Genomic DNA, 18,762 nt, shown 5'->3' with positions numbered 1-18,762 from the left:
TCTGCACAGCCCTAGCGTGGGGCCCGTATCGTAAACTCGCTGGGTTTGCGGACGGGCACACGCAGGGTGCAGCGCACGCCGTCCTCGGCAAAATCGAGGTCCACGGGGTGGCGCAATTCGTGCGCGACAATCTTCTCGATCAACTCCGTACCGAATCCGCGCTTGCGCGTGGCCGGGACTTCGGGGCCGCCAAACTCCTGCCAGCGGACACACACGGTTTCATCGTCATCGAGCGTCCAATGGATGGTCACGGTCCCGCCATCGCGGCTAAGCGAGCCGTACTTGGCAGCGTTTGTGGCGAGTTCATGCAAAGCCAATCCGAAGGAAAGCGCATCATTGGGCGCCAGTTCAACGTCGGGGCCCTGCAGATCGAGCACGCGCCCCTCCGGGTCGACATAGGGCGCCAATTCGGCCTCAATCACCTTGCGCAGCGGCGTGGTGCCCCACTCTGACTGGGTCAGCAGGTCATGGGTAGCCGATAGCGCGCGAATCCGCCCGTCAAGTCCGTCGGCGAAATCTTCCAGATTGTCGGTCCTGCGCCGGGTCAGCGAAATGATCGACAGCACATTGGCAAGCGTGTTCTTGACCCGGTGGTTGAGCTCGCGCGTCAGCGACATGCGGATCGAATTCTGCTCGGTATAATATTCCAGCGCCGCGAGGTCCTCCCATGCCTGCTGCGTGAGGAGCCGTGCGATCAGCATCGCCAGGCTGGCGACGGCCAAGCCAAACAGCAACGTAATCATCGACAGCGGCGTTAGAGTGCCGCCCTTGGCTGACTGTACCTCCAGGGTCATCGCACGCTCCCCGACAAGGATCTCAACCGTGCTGACGATTCCCGTGCCATTTTCGTCCTGGTGGGCGGCGAGCAAATTGTCGGAACCTCGCGGGCCGTCATACAGTCGCACCGCGCGTTGACCGACCAGGCCTTCCTGCAAAGTCGAATCGAGAAAATCCTGCGCATCGAAGGGGCTATAAATAAAGCCCTTGAGCGTTCGGGCTCCCCTTTCAGAGGTGAACACGGGCATGAAGATGAGAAAGCCCTGCCGCTCGCCGAGACTGCCTTTGACGAGGGTCAGCTTTTTTGTTGCCGTCGGTTTCTGGGTCGTGGCAGCCTGGTCCATGGTCGCGCGGCGCGTTTTCTCGGAGTAAAGATCGAACCCGATTGCGCGTTGCGACCTTTCGCTGACAGGTAGGCTGAAAGTAGCCGGGACCTGCGTGTCTATCTGCGGTCCTGACGGCATCCTGTAGACCTTGACCTCACGCCCGAGCTGGTCGCTGATCCGCCGTTCGAACTCATTGGCATTCCTGCTGGAAATGACCTCAGCCCAGCCGATCCCGCCCGACACCCGGAACTGGTTGCCCATCTGCAACTCGCGGGCAAAGCGCCGAAACAGGCGAAGCGGAACCGCATCCACGGTGGCAAACAGGGCCGCGCCGGCGCGCAGGTAGGCGCTCGAGGTATTGGCCCTGCGCTCAAGGCTCGATCCCACCGTGCGAGCGGTCTGTTCAATCTGCGCTTCTTCGCGGCGATTATCGCCCCGCTCGATCGCGAACACGCTCAGGACCGTTATCCCTGCAATCAGGAAAAAGATCGCCAGTGGAAATGCGCGTGGAAAGCGTACCAACCACCGGCCGGATCGCCCGACCGTTGCTGATGGCGGAGAAGCCAAGGTAATTCCTCTATTAATCCCGTCGGGCTTGCGGCCCTGCATAATGGGAACCATAAAGTCCAAGTTTCGTTCCATCGTTTCAACGGGATCAAATTTCGCCTCGGCGCACAGGCCCGGGCAGAGGGACAGTTACAATCGCGATGCAACCCAAATCGTCCAAGAAGGATGCCCCGGACCCGGGTGCGAAGAAAGCCAAGGAAGGCCAGCCCGAATGGGCTAACGGCCTGCGCCAGCTCTATGATTCGGTCGTTGAAGAGCCATTGCCGGACAGCTTCAAGGACCTGCTATCGAAGCTTGACGAGCCTTCCGATGGCGGGGGTTCCAATAGTGACTAAGGCGGACAAGAAGCCCACACCCAAACGTACCGCTGCAGAACGCGCCGATTTCAAGCGCGAACTCGAAGAAGTCGTCCCGCATCTTCGCGCCTTTGCCCGTGGCCTGTGTGGCCGACCGGACATGGCAGATGACCTGGTGCAGGAAGCCTTGATGAAAGCGTGGGCTGCGCAGGAACGGTTCGAGCCCGGCACCTCGATGCGTGCGTGGACCTTCGTGATCCTGCGCAATGCCTATCTGACCGACATGCGTCGCAACCGTTTTCGCGGAGAGTATGACGAAGGGGTTGCCGAGCGCATCCTGACGCAACCGGCTGGACAGGAAGAGCCCCTGCACCTTTCGGACATGCACCGCGCTCTGCTTACGCTCCCTCCCGAACGGCGCGAGGCGCTATTACTGGTTGGCGCTGGCGGATTTTCTTACGAAGAAGCGGCAGAAATCTGCGGCTGCGCTATCGGCACGATCAAGAGCCGTGTCGGCCGTGCGCGTTCCGCGCTCAATGATATGCTGAATGAAGGAACCATTCCGAAACGATCGCTCGGCGACGATACCGCGCATGACGCGATCCTGGACGAACTGGACACTGTCGCCGCTGGCGAAGGAATCTCCGAACCAACGCGTTGACACCAGCCTCGCTTGCTTGAAGATTTTGAAAAGCCCGCCCTGCCACATGGCAAGGCGGGCTTTCCTTTGCGACCCCGAAGGGATCAGGCGATCTAGCAGGGATAGGACCAGGTCGATCCGCGCGAAAGGTTTTCCGAGGCGAAGCCCCAGTTCAGCTTGCCCTCGGTTACGGCCTTCAGATAGGCGGGGCGAGCGTTCTGATGATCGAGATAGTAGGCGTGTTCCCACAGGTCGATCACGAGCAGCGGATTGACGCCGTCATTGTCGGCCAGCGTATCGCCATCGTGCGTTTCTTCGATCGACAGCTTGCCGCCCTTTTCGGCGAGCCAGACCCAGCCACTGGCAAAGTGGCCGGCGCCGCGTTCCTGCAGTTTCTTGATAAGTTCGTCGGTCGAACCGAAAGCGTCGTCGATCATGCTCTTCAGTTCGTCCGTGGGACTACCGCTGTCGCCATCAAGCGAGTGCCAGTAGAAACCATGGTTCCAGCTCTGGGCCGCGTTGTTGAACAAGCCTTGGTCACTGCCGCGGGCAGCGGCAATGATGTCTTCGAGTGATTTGTCGGCGTGATCTGTGCCGTCGATCGCGGCATTTGTCTTGTCGATGTAAGCCTTGTGGTGCTTGCCATGGTGGTAGGAAAGCGTCTCGGCCGAAATCGCCGGCGCCAGCGCATCGTCCGCATAGGGTAGCGGGGTTACTTTAAAAGCCATTGGTGGTCTCCCGTTCTCGATTGCAAAATTTGTCCTTGGTAACCCAACGCATCAATCCGCCTGTGGTTGCATGCCGTCGGAATTTTCACGGTCTATCGCCGACGTCAGCGCCACATTCATCGTCACATTGGCAAGGGTGCGCATGATATCAGGCAGCATCTCGACAGCCACCAGCACCGCCAGCGGCTCAATCGGCACACCCATCGCCAGCGCGATCGGGCCGATCGAGATTACGAAGCTGATCGAGCCCGGCAGGCTGACCGAACCGATGCTGATGATGAACGCGACAGCGATACCTGCTGCCAGCAGCATCGGGGTCAATTCGATGCCTGCGAGATTGGCGACATAGATTGCCACGGCGAGGTTCATCGCCGGGCTGGTGACGCGGAAAATTGCCACCGCCAGCGGGAGCACGAAATCGGCCACCTCTTCGCGGATGCGTAGCCGCCGCGCGCTGTCGAGCATGGCTGGCAAGCTGGCGAGCGAACTTTGAGTAGAGATTGCCACCGCCTGGGCCGGAAGTACCGAGCGGGCGAATCGCAGGAGCGGAATCCGGCCGCCGAATATCGCTACCAGATAGGCTGTCGCCAGTATGATCGCCCCCATGGCCGATACGGTCAGAATATAGTGCGCGAGCGTCGCGAAGGCCCCGCTACCGGCGCGCGCGGCGACGCCGACGGCCAGCGCGAACACGCCGATTGGCGCCACCCACAATACCCAGCCGATGATCGTCAGCATGGTGTTCGCCAGCGCTTCGAAGAAAGCCAGCATGGTCGCTTTCTGGCGGACGGGCAGGCGCGCCACGGCAACAGCGAACAGTGCAAAGAATATCGTCAGCGGCAAAGTCGAGGTCTCGGCCGCCGCCTGGATGATGTTCGGCGCGATCAATGAAGCGATGAAATCGCCGATGGTGGGCACTTCCTGCGCCTGTGCCTCGGGCGCGTCGAATATCCCAGCAGCCCCGGGCGGAGGGGGAAAGACCTCCAGCAGCAGGGGCATTGCAACGACCGACACGATGCCGCTGAACAGCAGCAGGCCTGCAATCGATGCAATCGTCAGGACGGCCGTTCGCCCGGCGCTGGCAGCGGTGATCATCTTGACGATGCCGAGAACCAGCAGAGCCGCAACAAGCGGGATGATCGTCATCTGCAGGGCCCGAAGCCACAAGGTACCGACCGGCCGGGTCAGATCCAAGACCATATCGATGGTCGACCCGCCCGCCAGCAACAGGCCCGCGAACAGTCCGGCTACCAACCCGCCAAAGGTCCACCACACCGGCAGACGGATAGTCACCAGGCCGCCTTCATCCCCGGTAGCGGCTGCTCCTGCGGTTTCGGCCAAGTGGTCCCCTTCCCCAATCGCCTCTTTCCAATCGAGGCGCATAGCGCCTAAAGCGCGTGGCAAATCGCGGCCCCGGCCGCAACCGCAAAAAAGGTCAGGCACGACGTGGTACGTAAATTCTTCGGCACAGACGGGATCCGCGGCGAAACCAATCGTGGCAACATGACCGCCGCCGTCGCAATGCGTGTGGCCCAGGCAGCCGGGCGTCATTTCCTGCGCGGTGACCATCGTCACCGCGTGGTTATCGGCAAGGATACGCGGCTGTCAGGCTATATGGTCGAGTCGGCGTTGGTCGCCGGGTTCACCAGCGTCGGCATGGATGTCATCCAGACCGGCCCCCTGCCCACTCCGGCGGTGGCGCTACTGGCCAAGGAAATGCGCGCTGATCTCGGGGTGATGATCTCGGCCAGCCATAATCTCTACCGCGACAATGGCATTAAGCTGTTCGGTCCAGACGGGTTCAAGCTGTCGGACGAGACCGAACTGGAGATCGAGGCGGCCATCGAAGCCGAACCGGTGCTGGTGCCGGCGGACCAGATCGGCCGAGCCCGCCGGATCGAGGATGCGCGCGGGCGTTATATCCATGCGCTCAAGCAGTCGATCAGCCAGGAAACCCGATTCGACGGGCTCAAGGTGGTGGTGGATTGCGCCAACGGCGCCGCCTACCAGGTCGCGCCATCCGCTATCTGGGAACTCGGAGCGGAAATCATCACCCTCGGCGTCAGCCCCAATGGCACCAATATCAACGAAGGCGTCGGCTCGACCTCGCTCGACGCCATCAAGGCCAAGGTCGTCGAAGAAGGTGCCGATATCGGTATCGCGCTCGACGGCGATGCCGACCGCCTGATCGTGATCGACGAGAAAGGTCGCGCGGTCGATGGCGACCAGATCATGGCGCTGATCGCCAGCCGCATGGCGGAAAAGCAACTGCTGCGCGGGGGCGGCGTGGTGGCCACGGTGATGAGCAATCTCGGGCTCGAGCGATTCCTGCAATCGCGCGACCTGACGCTGGAGCGGACCCAGGTGGGAGATCGCTATGTACTCGAACGCATGAAGTCGGGTGGTTTCAACGTCGGCGGCGAGCAATCGGGGCACATGATCCTGCTCGACCATGCCACGACCGGGGACGGCACTGTCGCGGCGCTGCGGGTTCTTGCCAGCCTCGTCCATGCGCAGCGGCCGGCCAGCGAAATGCTGCACCTGTTCGAGCCGGTCCCACAATTGCTCAAGAATGTCCGCTTCGATGGCGGCCGCCCATTAGAAAAGGATAGCGTCAAGGCTGCCATTGCCGAGGCAGAGCGCGCTCTTGCAGGCAAGGGTCGGCTGGTCATTCGGCCATCGGGCACCGAACCTGTCATCCGGGTAATGGCCGAAGGCGATGATGCCGGTCAGGTGGAAGCCGTGGTCGATGCGGTTTGCGACGCGGTGCGCGAGGCCGGTTAATGCTGGAAATGCGCCCAGATTGTGAGCGCTGCGGCGCCGATTTGCCAGCCGAGGCACCAGGTGCATTCATTTGCAGTTTTGAATGCACTTTCTGCGCCGATTGCTCGGATTCACTCGACGATCTTTGCCCCAATTGCGGCGGCGAATTGATGGACCGCCCCACCCGAGCGATAAAGTTGCATACAAAGAATCCACCTTCGAGCGAGCGGAAGTTCGCTGGGTGAGCGACGCAAGCCCACCCCGTATCCTCGCCATTGCCGGGTCGGACAGCTCGGGTGGCGCAGGCATCCAGGCCGATATCAAGACCATCACAATGCTCGGCGGCTACGCCATGACCGCGATCACCGCGGTAACGGCACAGAACACTCAGGGCGTGCAAGCGGTCGAAGTGCTGCTGCCCGATCTTGTCGCCGCGCAGATAGACAGCTGCATCGCCGATATCGGTGTCGATGCGGTGAAGATCGGCATGCTCGGCTCGGCACGGATTGCAGACATCGTTGCCGACAGGATCGCTACACTCAAGGTGCCGATCGTGTTCGACCCGGTCATGGTGGCCACCAGCGGTTCGTCCCTGGTTGATGCCCAAACCATTGCCGCCTTCGAGCGGCTGATGTCTCTCGCCACCCTGGTGACCCCCAACCTGCCCGAACTGGAAGTGCTGGTCGGGAATGCTGCGCTTGCGGAAGATTCAATCGTGGCAGCCGCGGAGAAACTCGCCGAGCAGCACTCAACATCGGTCCTCGCCAAAGGCGGTCATGGCAAAGGAAATCGCATTGTCGATCGGCTGGTGCCGCATGGCGAACGCTATGTCAGCTTCGACGATCCGCGGATCGATACCCGCCACACCCATGGCACCGGCTGCACCTTGTCGAGCGCCATCGCCACGCTGCTGGGCCATGGGCAGCCCCTCGAACACGCGGTACGGCTGGGCCGCCGCTTCGTGCGCGAGGCGATTGCCGAGGCACCGGAGTTCGGCGAGGGTGCCGGTCCGCTCGGACACCAGGCGGTCCGGCTGGAGGACTAGAACGCGCTAGAGTTCGTAGAATGCGGCGATGTGACCCCATGCATCTTCGGCAGTCTCGCACCAAGTGATAAGGTCGAGATCCTTGCGCGAGATCGTACCTTCCTCGGCTATAGCCTCGAAGTCGACGACTCGCTTCCAGAACTTCTCGCCAAACAGCAGGATCGGCATCGGCTTCATCTTGCCGGTCTGGATCAGCGTCAGCAGCTCGAAGAACTCGTCGAAGGTGCCAAACCCGCCGGGAAACACCGCAACTGCCTTGGCCCGCAGCAGGAAATGCATCTTGCGCAGCGCGAAATAATGAAAATTGAGCGAGAGATAGGGCGTCACATAAGCGTTTGGCGCCTGTTCGTGGGGCAGGATGATGTTGAGACCGATCGACTCCGCGCCGGCATCGCTGGCCCCGCGATTGGCGGCCTCCATGATCGACGGGCCACCGCCCGAGCACACCACGAATTGCCGCTTGCCGTCCTCGACAATAGCTTTCTCGCCGGCCATCCGCGCCAACTTGTAGGCCTCGGCGTAGTACTTGGCCTTGTCGGCCAGGTTGCGGGCAACTTTCTGCTCGTACTCACCCTCGTCCTTGGCCGCCTCGACTCGGGCCTCAGCTTCTTCTGGCGAGGGGATGCGGGCCGAACCATACATCACCAGCGTGGAGCCAACGCCGGCCTCGTCGAGCAGCATTTCGGGTTTGAGCAATTCAAGCTGGAACCGCACCGGGCGCAACTCCTCGCGCAGCAGGAAATCGGTGTCCTGGAAGGCGAGGCGATAGGCGGGATGCGCCGTTTGCGGGGTTTCACTGGGGCTGCTGCGGGAGAAGCGCGCTTCTTCCTCTGCAGGATAAAAGCGGCGGTCGCTCAGCTCGTGTTCTTTATCATGGTCAGTCATTTCGCCCGCCCTAGGGCGAAGGGCTGGTGCGCACAAGTGGGAGGCGGGCCGGTATCCTAGACCACGAATGCGAGCGCGAGGAATACGACCGTTCCTGCCGCAAGCGCGGTCACAGTGGCCCGGCGATATCCTGGCGCAAGAATACCGACGGTCAGGCCACCCAATACCACCAGGAACAGCGTGAATGCGGCGAGGATCTGATAATACCGATAAAGCTGGGGCCCGTGCCCCTTGTGCAGTTCGATCAGGCTGTATTGCAGGTCAGGCTGGTTGAGCGTTGCGGTCCAGCTACCGTCATCACCTTCGGCAAAGACGACGAAATCACGGCTTGTCGGGCGCGTGGTGATCGAGCCGGGACGCATCCGTAGATATTCGAAGCTCGTGTCCAGATCGTTGGCAGCCAATATCGTGCGCACGTCATCCTCGATCGTCGCACTATCCGGATCAAGGCTGGACGCACTAGGTACGACGAGTTCACGCTCGACCACCTCGCCCCTGAAATCGAGGAGGTAGGCTCCGCCGGTATAGGCAACGAGGATGAATAGTGGAGCCAGCAAGCCTGCCGCCCACAGGTGGCACTTGACGAGGAAATTGCGTGTCTTGGCCTTGCTCATCGACGAATCCTGTTGCTTCAACACTAATGATAATCAATTGCAACAGGCGAATGGCGAGGTGGCTCAGCCAAGTCAATTGTCGAATTGTCGCAAGCTGTCACGCGGGCTGGGGCTCGTATCTGGGAATACTGGATGCCCCGTGAGGATTCGAACCTCAATTGACGGAGTCAGAGTCCGTAGTCTTACCATTAGACGACGGGGCATCAGGCGCTGGTGTCTACGGGCGGAAACGACCGCCTGGGCTCCAGCGAGGCCGGCCATCTAGGTCCCTGCGCACGCCTCGTCAAGGCTGCTGCTGCGCGATAAAGCGGGTCGCACTTGCCCCCCGTGCCCGTCTGCACTAGTTTTGTCGTCAGGTCCTCGTGCAGTCTTGGCGCGAGAGGAAGAAAGAAGTGCAGAATATTATGGCGGATATGGTTCCGCCGGACAGAACAGGGAGGGTCGGCCACAAGGGGAACGCACAGTCCGGCAAGGTAGCCGATTTTCGCTACAAGAGTTCCCCGCCGCCCGAAGCCAAAGGCAAACACAGCCGCACCGGCCGCAAGAATTGCGCGCGCGGCAAACCCGATACTGCCAAGGCAAATGGCCAGGTCGCCCAGGGTTCACACCCAAGCAGGCAGCCACAGCGCACGCGTGCGCGCGCCGCGCCGCGCTATCGCCAGGCATATGCCGCTCTCGACCTTGGCACCAACAATTGCCGCTTGCTGATCGCCCGCCCCTCGGGCGAACACTTCACTGTCATCGATGCCTTCAGCCGCGTGGTGAAGCTGGGCGAAGGCTTGGCCCATAGCGGCCGCCTGTCTGATGAAGCGATGGATCGGACCCTCGCCGCACTGAAGGTGTGTTCCGACAAACTCCGTCGTCGCAATGTCCATCTCGCCCGTTCCGTGGCGACCGAGGCCTGTCGCCGTGCTGCCAATGGCGAGGAATTCATCGCCCGCGTGCGCGAGGAGACCGGCATCGTGCTCGATATCATCACAGCGCAGGAAGAGGCGCGGCTGGCGGTGTTGGGCTGCCATGTCCTGCTCGAACAGGGTCAGGGCCGCGCGGTCATCTTTGACATTGGCGGCGGTTCCACCGAGCTGGTTCTGATCGAACCCGACGGCCGTGCGGTGCCGCGGATCCTCGACTGGCAAAGCGTGCCCTGGGGTGTCGTCTCGCTGACCGACACGATTGCACGCAAGGGTCGTAGCCTCGAGGCCCGGATGGAACGCTATGCCGAGATGCGTCGCGTCGTGAGCGAAAGCTTCTCGCCCTTCGCAGATCGCGTCGCCGAAGCCTCGAAGCAGGACGATATCCGCCTTCTGGGTACCAGCGGGACGGTTACGACGCTGGCGAGCCTGCATCTTGAATTGCCGCAATATGACCGTCGCGCGGTCGATGGCTTGATCCTGCCATCCACCGCCATGCGCGACATCTCCAGCCGTCTTTCCTCGATGAGCATGGATGAACGCGGCACCCTGCCCTGCATCGGACAGGATCGAGCGGAGCTGGTGGTAGCGGGCTGCGCAATCCTGGAATCGATTCTCGACCTTTGGCCTGCCGAAAAGCTGGGTGTCGCCGACCGCGGAATCCGCGAAGGTATTTTGCGTAGCCTGATGGCAGGCGATTTTGCCGATGCGCGCGAGCGCGAGGGTATGGACACAACGCGTAGCGAGAGGAGCGCAGCACGATGAGCCGCTCGGGACGCGATCCGGTCAAGCGGGTGAAGACCGCGAGGGGGCGTACAGCATCCTCAAACCGCTGGCTCGAACGCCAGCTCAATGACCCTTACGTCAAGCAGGCCAAGGCCGACGGCTATCGCAGCCGGGCTGCCTATAAGCTGATCGAGCTCGACGAGAAATTCGGCATCCTTAAAGGCGCAAGTCGCGTGGTCGATTTGGGCATCACCCCGGGCGGCTGGGCACAGGTCGTGCGCAAGTTGCGCCCCAAGGCCGGGATCGTCGGCATCGACCTGCTCGAAACCGAGCCGATCGAGGGTGTGACCATTCTACAAATGGATTTCATGGCCGACGAAGCGCCCGCGGCGCTCGAAGCGGCGCTCGACGGGCCGCCCGACTTGGTAATGAGTGACATGGCCGCCAATACTGTTGGCCACAAGCAGACCGATCACCTGCGCACGATGGGCTTGGTGGAAGCGGCCGCATGGTTTGCCATCGAGACGCTGGAACAAGGTGGCACTTTTCTCGCCAAGGTGCTGGCGGGAGGGACCGACAACGAATTGCTCAAGCTGCTCAAGAGCCATTTCAAGACAGTCAAACACGCCAAGCCCCCGGCCAGCCGCAAGGGCTCGTCCGAATGGTATGTCGTCGCGCAGGGGTTCAAGGGCCGCAGCTAGCCACCCTTGAATAAGACTGCCCGCAATAGCTTAGTTGGTAGTTGTGCCGCCGCCCTGCGAGGGAACCGGCTGCGCCATGTCCATGGCCTCGGATGCCTCGACCGGATCGACAGTGCCGCCTTCGACGCCGGCTTCACCATCGGTGGCGCCGTCTTCGCTTTCGGTCGGTTCGGGTGCAACATATTCCGGCACAGCCAGGTTCGACCCTTTGCTGTTCATGAACATCATGACTGCGGCGCGATCCTCGATCTTGGACAATCCGGCGAAGCTCATCTTGGTGCCGTTGGCGAAAGCCTTGGGATTCTTGAGCCACTCGCTCATCGAGGCCCAGTCCCAGTTGCCGCCCTTGTCGGCAAGTGCGCCCGAATAGGCGAAGCTGCCGCTGGCGATGCCCTTGCCCATGATGCCATAAAGATTGGGACCAATGCCTGTGGCACCGCCCTGGTCGATCGTGTGGCAGGCGGTGCACTTGGCGAAAACATTTTCACCTGCCGCGATCAATTCGTCTTGCGGCAGCGTGTTGAGCGCTTCCTCGATCGACATCTCGCCCGGACCGGCCGCGCCTTCTTCGGCGGCCTCAATGAACAGGCCCGGCTTTTCCGGCGCTTCAGGATTGTCGGCATGGAAAACCTTGCCGCTCACGATCGACAGCCCAAGGGCAATGATGCCCGAGAACAGGATCCAGCCGAAAATGGTGTTTTTGTTGTCAGTCATGCGATTGAGAATCCGCGCAAGGCCTATCTATGAAGTCGTGGCCGCGCTCTAGTCAGCCTGCGGACGTTTCGCAAGGCCATTGACGCAGGCTGCCCACTTGCTCGCCAAGTGTGGCTTGCGAGAGCCGAAACCCGAATTGCTTGCCGCGTGCAGATCGCACCGCTACCCGCCGGAGGGACAATGCTCAGCTTCCCCGCCCCAGCGCTCGCAATGGTCGAGCAGATGCGCCAGGCCGCAAGCCTCGATCCGTCGCGGGCAATCGCTTTACAGGGTGCTCCGGGCGCTAATTCGCACCGCGCCGCGCAGGAATATGCGCCCGAGCTCTTGCCTCTGCCCTGTTTCAGCTTCGAAGACGCGATCGAAGCGGTCCAGACCGGGGCCGCGGGAAGCGCGATCATCCCGATCGAGAACAGCCAGCATGGCCGTGTCGCCGATATTCACTTCCTGCTGCCGGGCAGTGGGCTGAGAATCGTGGGCGAGCATTTCATGCGGATCGAACACGCACTGATGGGACTCGGGCAAGGCCCGTTCGAGGCAGCCTATTCGCACCCGCAGGCTCTCGGTCAATCGCGCGAGTACCTGCGCAAGCGCGGGATGGTGCCGCTGAGTTTTGCCGATACTGCGGGGGCTGCGGCCCATGTCGCCGAGCGCGGCGACCCAAAGCTGGCGGCGATTGCTCCGCCGCTGGCAGCAGAGTTGTATGGCCTTGATATCGTCGAGGACAATGTCGAGGATGCGAGCGACAACACCACGCGTTTCGTGATCCTTGCGAATGACGAGGTCGATCCGGCCACGCTGGCGGACGAGCCGGCGATCACCACCTTCGTCTTCACGGTCAAGAACGTGCCCGCCGCCCTCTACAAGGCGATGGGCGGTTTCGCGACCAACGGCGTCAACATGACCAAGTTGGAAAGCTACCAGGAAGGCGCGAGCTTTTCCGCCAGCACCTTCTACGCCGACATCGTCGGCGCGCCCGGTGACCCGGCGGTCGACCGCGCGCTAGAGGAGCTGGAATTCCACTGTGCGCGCCTGCGCGTGCTGGGCAGCTATCGCATGGCTCGCGAGCGCGGCTAACCACGCGAGCCAGACTTGACCGGATTCCGGTCCCTCGCTGCAACCGAATTGCGGAAAGTCCAGCTATCGCTTATGCTTGTTCGGCGAGCGGGAGAAGGATCGCGATGAAACAGGCCCGGGACATCTATGACTATCTCGAGCGCGAGGAAATTGCGCGCTTCTACGACAAGTCCGATGCACGTGCGCTTGCCACGCTGACCTTGCAACTGGCGCTATTTGTCGCCGCCTTCGCGCTCGTGATCGCCTGGCCTAATCCGTTCGCCATCGCACTCGCGATCCTGCTGATCGGTGGCCGCATCCAAGCCTTTGGCGTGATGACGCATGATTGCGCGCATGGCTCGCTGTTCCGCAGCCCGTCGCTCAACCGGTTCGTCGGCAGGTGGATCGTCGGAGCCGCAGGCCATGTACCGCTCGAGGCATATCGCCGCTATCATCTCGAACACCATCGCCATGCAGGGACGGACGACGATCCCGACAAGTGGATGGTCAAGGCCTATCCAGTAAAAAGAAGTTCGCTGAGGCGCAAATTCATCCGCGACTTGACGGGCCAGACGGGACTCAGAGACTTGCTGCGGGAGGTGAAGACATTCTCGCTGGCCGCCAATGGACCGACCCTGTTGTTCCATGCCCTGCTCGCCGCGACGCTGGCGGCATCGGGGGCAATCTGGGCCTACGCACTGTTCTGGGCTGCGAGGCTATTCATTTACCCCGCGATTCATCGCCTGCGGCAGATTTCCGAACATGGTGTGGTGCCCAACCGCGATGTCCTTGATGCGCGATTGAACACCGGCACCACGATACCGCGCTGGTGGGAGCGGCTGTTCATCAGTCCGTGCAACGTCAATTACCATCTCGAACACCACATCTTCGCCGCCGTGCCACCCTATCGCCTGCCGCAGTTGCACCGGCTGCTGGTGGAGCGTGGGTATTATGCTGGCCATGACTGCATCGCGCACGGCTTTGCCGATGTGCTGCGCCGCGCCACCCGCCCTGACAAAGAGCCCGTCGCCGCATGAGTGAAACTGCCATGACCAAGGATGCCGACCTTTCGCAGATCTCGAGTGCGGAGTTGACTAGGCTTGAGCGTGAAATCGCACGCAAATATGCCGGCAAGGTGCCTTGGGGCACTGTGGCATGGGGCCTGGCCATGCCGGTGGTGTGGCTGGCCGACTGGGCGCTGGTGCTGACTGAAGTGATCCCGCTGTGGCTGGGATTTATCATCGCGACGCTGACCTTGATGTACACCTACGCGCCCAACCACGATGCCCAGCACGATATTATCGGACGTCCCGGCACGAAGTGGCGCTGGCTCAACGAGTTCCTCGGCCACTGGACAAGCTGGCTGCTGGTGTTGCCGTTCAACACCTTGCGGGTGACCCATCTCGATCATCACCGCCATACCAATGATGAAGCGCTGGACAGCGACATCACCACCCGGGCCGATACGGCGGTGGGCGCGGTGTGGGAATCGATCCGCCAACGCCAACCCAATGGCAAGCGTGCGCAGGATTACCGGGCCAGCCTTGAACGCGCCAACCGCGAAGGGCTGGTAAAACTGACGGCACTTTACAAGCTGGGCTTCTTCCTCACCCTGTTCGCGCTGGCGTGGAATGGGCTGGCGATTGAGGCCTTCGTTTTGTGGTGGCTGCCCTACCAGCTGGCGATGACCTATATCATCTTCTTCCTCAGCTGGGCGCCGCACAATCCCGGGCTGGTCACTGGCAAATACCGGGACACGCGCAGCTGGAAATCACGGCTCGGTGATCCGCTGTCGATGTGGATGGGATACCACGTGGTGCACCACCTGCACCCCTACATCCCGCTGCTCAAGACCGGCCCGGCCTATCGCGAGATGCGACCGATTTTGGAGGCTCGCGGAGTCCGGCTGGGCATGTAACCCTATTCGTCGCCGTAAATCGCCACTTCGTTGATGCCGCCGCTGGTCGCACGACCGCGATACATGCCGGGCGTGTTGAAACTGAAGACCGCTGGACCGAAGGGCGAGACGACGATTACCCCGCCCGTTCCTCCGAGGTCCTTCACGTCAGCCATCACCGCATCTGCGACGGCCTGCACATCTCCCTCTTCCAGCCACAACTCACTGGCATGAACCGCGCAGGTCGGATTGCCCTGTGAATCGCGCGGGACCGCTGCTTCGGCTTCGGCCGCCTCGGCGCGCCATTTGTGGCTGAGCCTGGAACAGATGGAATATCCGACAACGGCGCGGATGAAGTACTCGCCCTGCCCCGTCGCCGAGACCGCGCAATCTCGATTGTCGGCATAGGTGCCAGCTCCTATCACCGGCACATCGCCGATCCGGCCCCAGCGCTTGCCGGTGAGGCCACCAGTCGAGGTGCCTGCGACCATGTTGCCTTCGAGGTCGAGCGCGACTGCGCCGACGGTGCCGAATTTCACATCGACGTCCCGGGCCGAGAGTTTCTCGTTCTTGAGCCGTTCGAGCGCTTCGCGTCGACCCTTGGTGGCGAACCATTCGGGAGGCGCGGTTTCAAGTCCCCTCTGGGCCGCGAATTCTTCAGCCCCGGCCCCGCTCAGGAAAACATGTCGGCTGTCCTTCATCACCTCGCGCGCAAGCAGGATCGGGTTCCTGATCGACTTGACCCCGGTCACCGCGCCGGCGCTGCGGTCCTTGCCGTCCATCAGCGCCGCATCGAGCTCGTTTTCGCCTTCCCAGGTAAAGACCGCGCCGCGTCCGGCGTTGAATTTGGGATCATCCTCGAGCAGCACGATTGCGGCCAGAACCGCGTCCATTGCATTGCCGCCCTCAGCGAGGATAGCGCTTCCGGCATCGAGCGCAGCCTGCAGAGCAGCGCGATATTCGGCGTCCTGTTCTGCGCTCATGTTCTCGCGCGCGATGGTCCCGGCGCCGCCGTGAATGGCGAAGGACCAGCGCGGCTCGTTCGGATCGTAATTGCCCTGGGCCCGAAGAGATTGCGGTGACAAGAAAGCCGATACGATCAGCACAGCAAGAGGGAGCGCGAAGGACTTCATCTGGTAACCCCTTTGAAAAGCCAAGAATTAATTAGCGAACGATTGTTGCGCGCAAGATAGTTGTGCGTTCTATCCAATGATCGATTGGAACCCAACCACCACCATGATAAGATTCTGCAGGGAATTTTTTTTGGGGGAGTTTTTACGATGCGAATAGGAAATTACCGGTTCGATCAGAGCCTGGCGATGGAGATCGGCGAGAAGCTGTTTTTGGCTGCCGTCATCCTGCTGGTTACATGGGCGCTTGCCAAGGCCGCCAAGTGGGCGTTCGCCAAGCTTGTCGACAATGTTTCGTTCTTCAAGCGCAATACCGGCAGCGACACGTCGCTGGGTGAAGCGCTCGGCAAGGTCGTCAGCCTGCTGATCTGGCTGTTCGGCCTGCTCGCTATCCTCCAGATCCTCGGACTGGGCACGGTTGCAGGCCCCGTCGACACCTTGCTCAAGAACGTTGTCGAGTTCATTCCCCGCATCGTTGCTGCCGGGCTGATCTTCTTCATCGGCCTGATGGTCGCACGGATCGTGCGCGACCTCATCACAACCGCGCTGGGCACCGTCAATTTCGACAGCTGGGCCAATCGCGGCGGGGTCGACGATGTCACCGGAAACTCCACGATCAGCAAGACTATTGCCACGATCGTTTATGTCGTGATCGTCCTGCTGGTTTCGATTGCGGCGCTCGAGGCGCTCAATATCAAGACCATCAGCGATCCGGCCAGCGGCATGCTGCGGATGATCTTTGCGGCCATTCCGAACATCCTGGCAGCCGCCATCCTGCTCGGCATCGGCTATCTGATCTCCAAGTTCGTCGCCCAGATGCTGAGCGAGATCCTTCCCGGACTGGGTGTGGACCGCGCGCTTTCGGGCAGCGGTCTCATGGCTGAGGGCACCAGCGCGAGCAATATCATCGCCCGCGTAGTGCAGGTGGCAATCGTGCTGTTCTTCGCAATCGCGGCAACCCGGTTGCTCGGCTTCCCGGAACTAACCGTCATCCTTGACGAAATCCTGGAACTTGGCGGACGCGTGGTATTCGGTGCGATCATCATCGCCGCTGGCTTCATGATCGCCAACGTGCTGGCGCGGATCATTTCGGGTGACGGTGGTGAAACCACCCCGGCAGTGATCGTCAAGTGGATCACCATGGTCCTGTTCGTGTTCATGGGTATCAACTTCATGGGCATCGGCGGAATGATCCCGACCAACATCCTGACCATCCTGATCGCCGGCGTGGCCGTGGCGGGTGCGCTCGCTTTCGGACTGGGCGGGCGTGAATGGGCCGGTCGCAAGCTGGAAGAAATGGACAGCGCCGCGCGCGGTTCGGCTCCGGTCAACAAGGGACCGCTGCCTCCGGGCGCGTAAACGAAAACGCTTCAATCGGAAGCGTGCAGAAGATAGGGGCGCAGGGTCATGATCCTGCGCCCCGTTTCTTTGGAAGATGTCCCTGCTCTTGCCCGGCTTGGACGGGAAAGCTTCATTGCAGCCTTCGGTCACCTTTACGAACAAGGCGATCTCGAAGCCTTCCTCGAGCAGGTCTATTCTGACCCATCGGTGCGCGAGGAGGTAATCGGCGACGATTGCATCCATCGTATTGCCGATGATGGCGAGCGAATGCTCGGTTATGTCAAGCTGCGTTACCCCAGCTGGTATGCCGAACATTCCGATGCGCAAAACCCTATCGCGCTCGGGCAGCTCTATACCCGGCCCGATGCCACTGGTCAGGGCGTGGGTGCGGCGCTGCTCGAATGGGCCATTGCCGATGCGCGCGGGCGCGGCCATGATGCAATCCAACTATCGGTCTGGGCGGAAAACGATGGCGCGCAAAGATTCTATCAGCGCTACGGTTTCGCCAGGATCGCCGATATTGATTTCTATGTCGGCAGTCACAGGGACGACGAGTTCCTGTACGAGCTTCGTCTAATCTAGCGGGCGCATTCCGGCTCGCTCACCAGGGAGAGAGCAGCATGGCCCAATTCGGATTTTCAAGCACCGCCGACGAAGTCCTCGACGGCAAGGACCTGTCGGGCACGATCGCCTTCATTACCGGCGGCTATTCCGGCCTCGGGCAGGAAACTGCGCGAGCGATGGCAGCAAGGGGCGCGCATATCATTATCGCCGGACGTGACCTCTCCAAGGCGGATGCTGCTGCGCAGGAAATCCGCGCCAGCGTTGATGATGCGCAGGTCGAAACCATTGCCTGTGATCTCGCCTCGCTCGACGCCGTGCGCGCCTGCGGACGCGAGGCGCGCGAACGGTTTGACCGGATCGACCTGCTGATCAACAATGCCGGTGTCATGGCGTGCCCCAAATCCGAGACCAAGGATGGTTTCGAGATGCAGTTCGGCACCAACCACCTGGGCCATTTCCAGCTGACCAGGGAACTGATGCCGCTTGTCGAAAAGTCGGCCGAAAACGGGCACGATGCGCGCATCATCAATCTCTCGAGCCGGGGCCATCATCTTGACAGGGTCCATTTCGATGACCCCAATTACCAACAGCGCGAGTACGAGAAATGGCCTGCCTATGGCCAGTCGAAGACCGCCAACATCCTGTTCTCGGTCGGGCTCGACAAGCGCTTCGGAGACAAAGGCATCACCGCACTGGCGCTGCATCCCGGCGGGATCATGACCAATCTGGGCCGCCACATGACCGAAGAGGACATGACCTGGATGCGCAAGCGGATGGAAGAAAACGCCAAGGGCGGCGGAGAGGGCTTCAAAACCATCCCGCAAGGGGCGGCAACGACATGCTTCGCCGCCACAGAGCCCAGTCTGAAAGGTCAAGGCGGTTCCTATCTCGAAGATTGCCATGTCGCCGAAGTGGACGATGACAGCCCGACTGGCGGTGTGCGAAGCTATGCCGTCGATCCTCGAAATGCCGAGGAACTCTGGACGCTCTCGGAACGGCTAGTGGGAGAAAAGACGCCCGCCTAATTGGTCCGACCCTCCAGGATGTAACCGGTACGGTGTCGGCTGCGAATGAGACAGTTACA

At 61.4% G+C, this 18,762-nt stretch carries 20 protein-coding genes and 1 tRNA gene; 13 read left to right on the top strand and 8 right to left on the bottom strand.

All coding sequences use genetic code 11. The annotated features are described in order from the left end of the window. Positions 1–11 precede the first annotated feature (11 nt). Entirely contained in the window at positions 12–1,670 is a 1,659-nt protein-coding gene (locus ACXYL9_RS03845) for a CHASE domain-containing protein (RefSeq protein WP_459038264.1), read from the bottom strand. Between the two features lie 140 nt (positions 1,671–1,810). Here ACXYL9_RS03845 and ACXYL9_RS03840 point away from each other — a divergent pair, with 140 nt between their 5' ends. Continuing rightward, positions 1,811–2,005 carry a NepR family anti-sigma factor gene (locus ACXYL9_RS03840; protein ID WP_459038263.1) on the top strand — a complete coding sequence of 65 codons (195 nt, stop codon included), beginning with the start codon at positions 1,811–1,813 and terminating at the stop codon, positions 2,003–2,005. Further along, positions 1,998–2,627: a sigma-70 family RNA polymerase sigma factor gene (locus ACXYL9_RS03835; protein WP_459038262.1), complete on the top strand. Its 630-nt coding sequence runs from the start codon at positions 1,998–2,000 to the stop codon at positions 2,625–2,627. Before ACXYL9_RS03840 ends, ACXYL9_RS03835 begins: the two co-directional genes overlap by 8 nt. Before the next feature lie 92 nt (positions 2,628–2,719). On the opposite strand, the gene ACXYL9_RS03830 is transcribed toward ACXYL9_RS03835, so the two are convergent. Beyond that, positions 2,720–3,334 carry a superoxide dismutase gene (locus ACXYL9_RS03830; RefSeq protein WP_459038261.1) on the bottom strand — a complete coding sequence of 205 codons (615 nt, stop codon included), beginning with the start codon at positions 3,332–3,334 and terminating at the stop codon, positions 2,720–2,722. 51 nt (positions 3,335–3,385) lie between these two features. Next, the gene (locus tag ACXYL9_RS03825) at positions 3,386–4,675 is read right to left on the bottom strand and encodes a dicarboxylate/amino acid:cation symporter (protein WP_459038260.1); all 1,290 of its coding nucleotides are present in this window, start codon (positions 4,673–4,675) and stop codon (positions 3,386–3,388) included. Between the two features lie 105 nt (positions 4,676–4,780). Between ACXYL9_RS03825 and glmM the strand changes: the two genes are divergently transcribed. From glmM to thiD, 3 genes are read left to right on the top strand one after another with little or no spacing between them, the layout of a single operon-like run. Further along, positions 4,781–6,118 carry a phosphoglucosamine mutase gene (gene glmM, locus ACXYL9_RS03820; protein WP_459038259.1) on the top strand — a complete coding sequence of 446 codons (1,338 nt, stop codon included), beginning with the start codon at positions 4,781–4,783 and terminating at the stop codon, positions 6,116–6,118. Further along, positions 6,118–6,342: a DUF1272 domain-containing protein gene (locus tag ACXYL9_RS03815; protein ID WP_459038258.1), complete on the top strand. Its 225-nt coding sequence runs from the start codon at positions 6,118–6,120 to the stop codon at positions 6,340–6,342. Before glmM ends, ACXYL9_RS03815 begins: the two co-directional genes overlap by 1 nt. Further along, a complete protein-coding gene (thiD, locus tag ACXYL9_RS03810) occupies positions 6,339–7,142 on the top strand; it encodes a bifunctional hydroxymethylpyrimidine kinase/phosphomethylpyrimidine kinase (protein ID WP_459038257.1) in 804 nt (267 codons plus the stop codon). Before ACXYL9_RS03815 ends, thiD begins: the two co-directional genes overlap by 4 nt. Positions 7,143–7,148: 6 nt before the next feature. On the opposite strand, the gene ACXYL9_RS03805 is transcribed toward thiD, so the two are convergent. From ACXYL9_RS03805 to ACXYL9_RS03795, 3 genes are all read right to left on the bottom strand, one after another. Then, complete coding sequence (locus tag ACXYL9_RS03805; RefSeq protein WP_459038256.1) at positions 7,149–8,027, bottom strand: LOG family protein; 879 nt, start codon at positions 8,025–8,027, stop codon at positions 7,149–7,151. Between the two features lie 56 nt (positions 8,028–8,083). Beyond that, complete coding sequence (locus ACXYL9_RS03800; RefSeq protein ID WP_459038255.1) at positions 8,084–8,641, bottom strand: hypothetical protein; 558 nt, start codon at positions 8,639–8,641, stop codon at positions 8,084–8,086. A gap of 129 nt (positions 8,642–8,770) precedes the next feature. Continuing rightward, a tRNA-Gln gene (locus ACXYL9_RS03795) sits at positions 8,771–8,844 on the bottom strand. Between the two features lie 201 nt (positions 8,845–9,045). On the opposite strand from ACXYL9_RS03795, the gene ACXYL9_RS03790 reads away from it, so the two are divergent. Together ACXYL9_RS03790 and ACXYL9_RS03785 are read left to right on the top strand one after the other, a co-directional pair. After that, on the top strand, positions 9,046–10,317 hold the full coding sequence (locus ACXYL9_RS03790) for a Ppx/GppA phosphatase family protein (RefSeq protein ID WP_459039853.1): 1,272 nt from the start codon (positions 9,046–9,048) through the stop codon (positions 10,315–10,317). Continuing rightward, the gene (locus ACXYL9_RS03785; protein WP_459038254.1) at positions 10,314–10,979 is read left to right on the top strand and encodes an RlmE family RNA methyltransferase; all 666 of its coding nucleotides are present in this window, start codon (positions 10,314–10,316) and stop codon (positions 10,977–10,979) included. The genes ACXYL9_RS03790 and ACXYL9_RS03785 overlap by 4 nt, the downstream gene beginning before the upstream one ends. Positions 10,980–11,009: 30 nt before the next feature. Here the strand turns inward: ACXYL9_RS03785 and ACXYL9_RS03780 are convergent, their stop codons facing one another. Next, the gene (locus tag ACXYL9_RS03780) at positions 11,010–11,693 is read right to left on the bottom strand and encodes a c-type cytochrome (RefSeq protein WP_459038253.1); all 684 of its coding nucleotides are present in this window, start codon (positions 11,691–11,693) and stop codon (positions 11,010–11,012) included. 180 nt (positions 11,694–11,873) lie between these two features. Between ACXYL9_RS03780 and ACXYL9_RS03775 the strand changes: the two genes are divergently transcribed. The 3 genes from ACXYL9_RS03775 (at position 11,874) to ACXYL9_RS03765 (ending at position 14,664) form a co-directional block, all read left to right on the top strand. Further along, a complete protein-coding gene (locus ACXYL9_RS03775) occupies positions 11,874–12,767 on the top strand; it encodes a prephenate dehydratase (RefSeq protein WP_459039852.1) in 894 nt (297 codons plus the stop codon). A 104-nt stretch (positions 12,768–12,871) separates the two neighbouring features. Next, positions 12,872–13,783: a fatty acid desaturase family protein gene (locus ACXYL9_RS03770; protein ID WP_459038252.1), complete on the top strand. Its 912-nt coding sequence runs from the start codon at positions 12,872–12,874 to the stop codon at positions 13,781–13,783. Next, complete coding sequence (locus tag ACXYL9_RS03765) at positions 13,780–14,664, top strand: fatty acid desaturase (RefSeq protein ID WP_459038251.1); 885 nt, start codon at positions 13,780–13,782, stop codon at positions 14,662–14,664. Before ACXYL9_RS03770 ends, ACXYL9_RS03765 begins: the two co-directional genes overlap by 4 nt. A gap of 2 nt (positions 14,665–14,666) precedes the next feature. Here ACXYL9_RS03765 and ACXYL9_RS03760 read toward each other — a convergent pair whose 3' ends face one another. Beyond that, positions 14,667–15,776, bottom strand: a complete 1,110-nt coding sequence (locus ACXYL9_RS03760; protein ID WP_459038250.1) for an isoaspartyl peptidase/L-asparaginase family protein — start codon at positions 15,774–15,776, stop codon at positions 14,667–14,669. 147 nt (positions 15,777–15,923) lie between these two features. On the opposite strand from ACXYL9_RS03760, the gene ACXYL9_RS03755 reads away from it, so the two are divergent. The 3 genes from ACXYL9_RS03755 to ACXYL9_RS03745 are packed head-to-tail and all read left to right on the top strand — an operon-like array spanning position 15,924 to position 18,703. Beyond that, on the top strand, positions 15,924–17,132 hold the full coding sequence (locus ACXYL9_RS03755; RefSeq protein WP_459038249.1) for a mechanosensitive ion channel: 1,209 nt from the start codon (positions 15,924–15,926) through the stop codon (positions 17,130–17,132). A gap of 48 nt (positions 17,133–17,180) precedes the next feature. Beyond that, entirely contained in the window at positions 17,181–17,696 is a 516-nt protein-coding gene (locus ACXYL9_RS03750) for a GNAT family N-acetyltransferase (RefSeq protein WP_459038248.1), read from the top strand. A gap of 38 nt (positions 17,697–17,734) precedes the next feature. Continuing rightward, on the top strand, positions 17,735–18,703 hold the full coding sequence (locus ACXYL9_RS03745) for an SDR family NAD(P)-dependent oxidoreductase (RefSeq protein ID WP_459038247.1): 969 nt from the start codon (positions 17,735–17,737) through the stop codon (positions 18,701–18,703). The last annotated feature ends 59 nt before the right edge of the window (positions 18,704–18,762 follow it).

The sequence above is a fragment of the Qipengyuania sp. CAU 1752 genome, assembly GCF_054482615.1.
This window is presented reverse-complemented; position numbering and strand designations above follow the sequence as displayed.

Excerpts from the sequence above, each read along its gene's own strand:
- ACXYL9_RS03840 (WP_459038263.1), top strand. The coding sequence starts at position 1,811 with ATGCAACCCAAATCGTCCAAGAAGGATGCCCCGGACCCGGGTGCGAAG.
- ACXYL9_RS03830 (WP_459038261.1), bottom strand. The coding sequence starts at position 3,334 with ATGGCTTTTAAAGTAACCCCGCTACCCTATGCGGACGATGCGCTGGCG.
- ACXYL9_RS03815 (WP_459038258.1), top strand. The coding sequence starts at position 6,118 with ATGCTGGAAATGCGCCCAGATTGTGAGCGCTGCGGCGCCGATTTGCCA.
- ACXYL9_RS03805 (WP_459038256.1), bottom strand. The coding sequence starts at position 8,027 with ATGACTGACCATGATAAAGAACACGAGCTGAGCGACCGCCGCTTTTAT.
- ACXYL9_RS03800 (WP_459038255.1), bottom strand. The coding sequence starts at position 8,641 with ATGAGCAAGGCCAAGACACGCAATTTCCTCGTCAAGTGCCACCTGTGG.
- ACXYL9_RS03790 (WP_459039853.1), top strand. The coding sequence starts at position 9,046 with ATGGCGGATATGGTTCCGCCGGACAGAACAGGGAGGGTCGGCCACAAG.
- ACXYL9_RS03785 (WP_459038254.1), top strand. The coding sequence starts at position 10,314 with ATGAGCCGCTCGGGACGCGATCCGGTCAAGCGGGTGAAGACCGCGAGG.
- ACXYL9_RS03780 (WP_459038253.1), bottom strand. The coding sequence starts at position 11,693 with ATGACTGACAACAAAAACACCATTTTCGGCTGGATCCTGTTCTCGGGC.
- ACXYL9_RS03775 (WP_459039852.1), top strand. The coding sequence starts at position 11,874 with ATGCTCAGCTTCCCCGCCCCAGCGCTCGCAATGGTCGAGCAGATGCGC.
- ACXYL9_RS03770 (WP_459038252.1), top strand. The coding sequence starts at position 12,872 with ATGAAACAGGCCCGGGACATCTATGACTATCTCGAGCGCGAGGAAATT.
- ACXYL9_RS03765 (WP_459038251.1), top strand. The coding sequence starts at position 13,780 with ATGAGTGAAACTGCCATGACCAAGGATGCCGACCTTTCGCAGATCTCG.
- ACXYL9_RS03760 (WP_459038250.1), bottom strand. The coding sequence starts at position 15,776 with ATGAAGTCCTTCGCGCTCCCTCTTGCTGTGCTGATCGTATCGGCTTTC.
- ACXYL9_RS03755 (WP_459038249.1), top strand. The coding sequence starts at position 15,924 with ATGCGAATAGGAAATTACCGGTTCGATCAGAGCCTGGCGATGGAGATC.
- ACXYL9_RS03750 (WP_459038248.1), top strand. The coding sequence starts at position 17,181 with ATGATCCTGCGCCCCGTTTCTTTGGAAGATGTCCCTGCTCTTGCCCGG.
- ACXYL9_RS03745 (WP_459038247.1), top strand. The coding sequence starts at position 17,735 with ATGGCCCAATTCGGATTTTCAAGCACCGCCGACGAAGTCCTCGACGGC.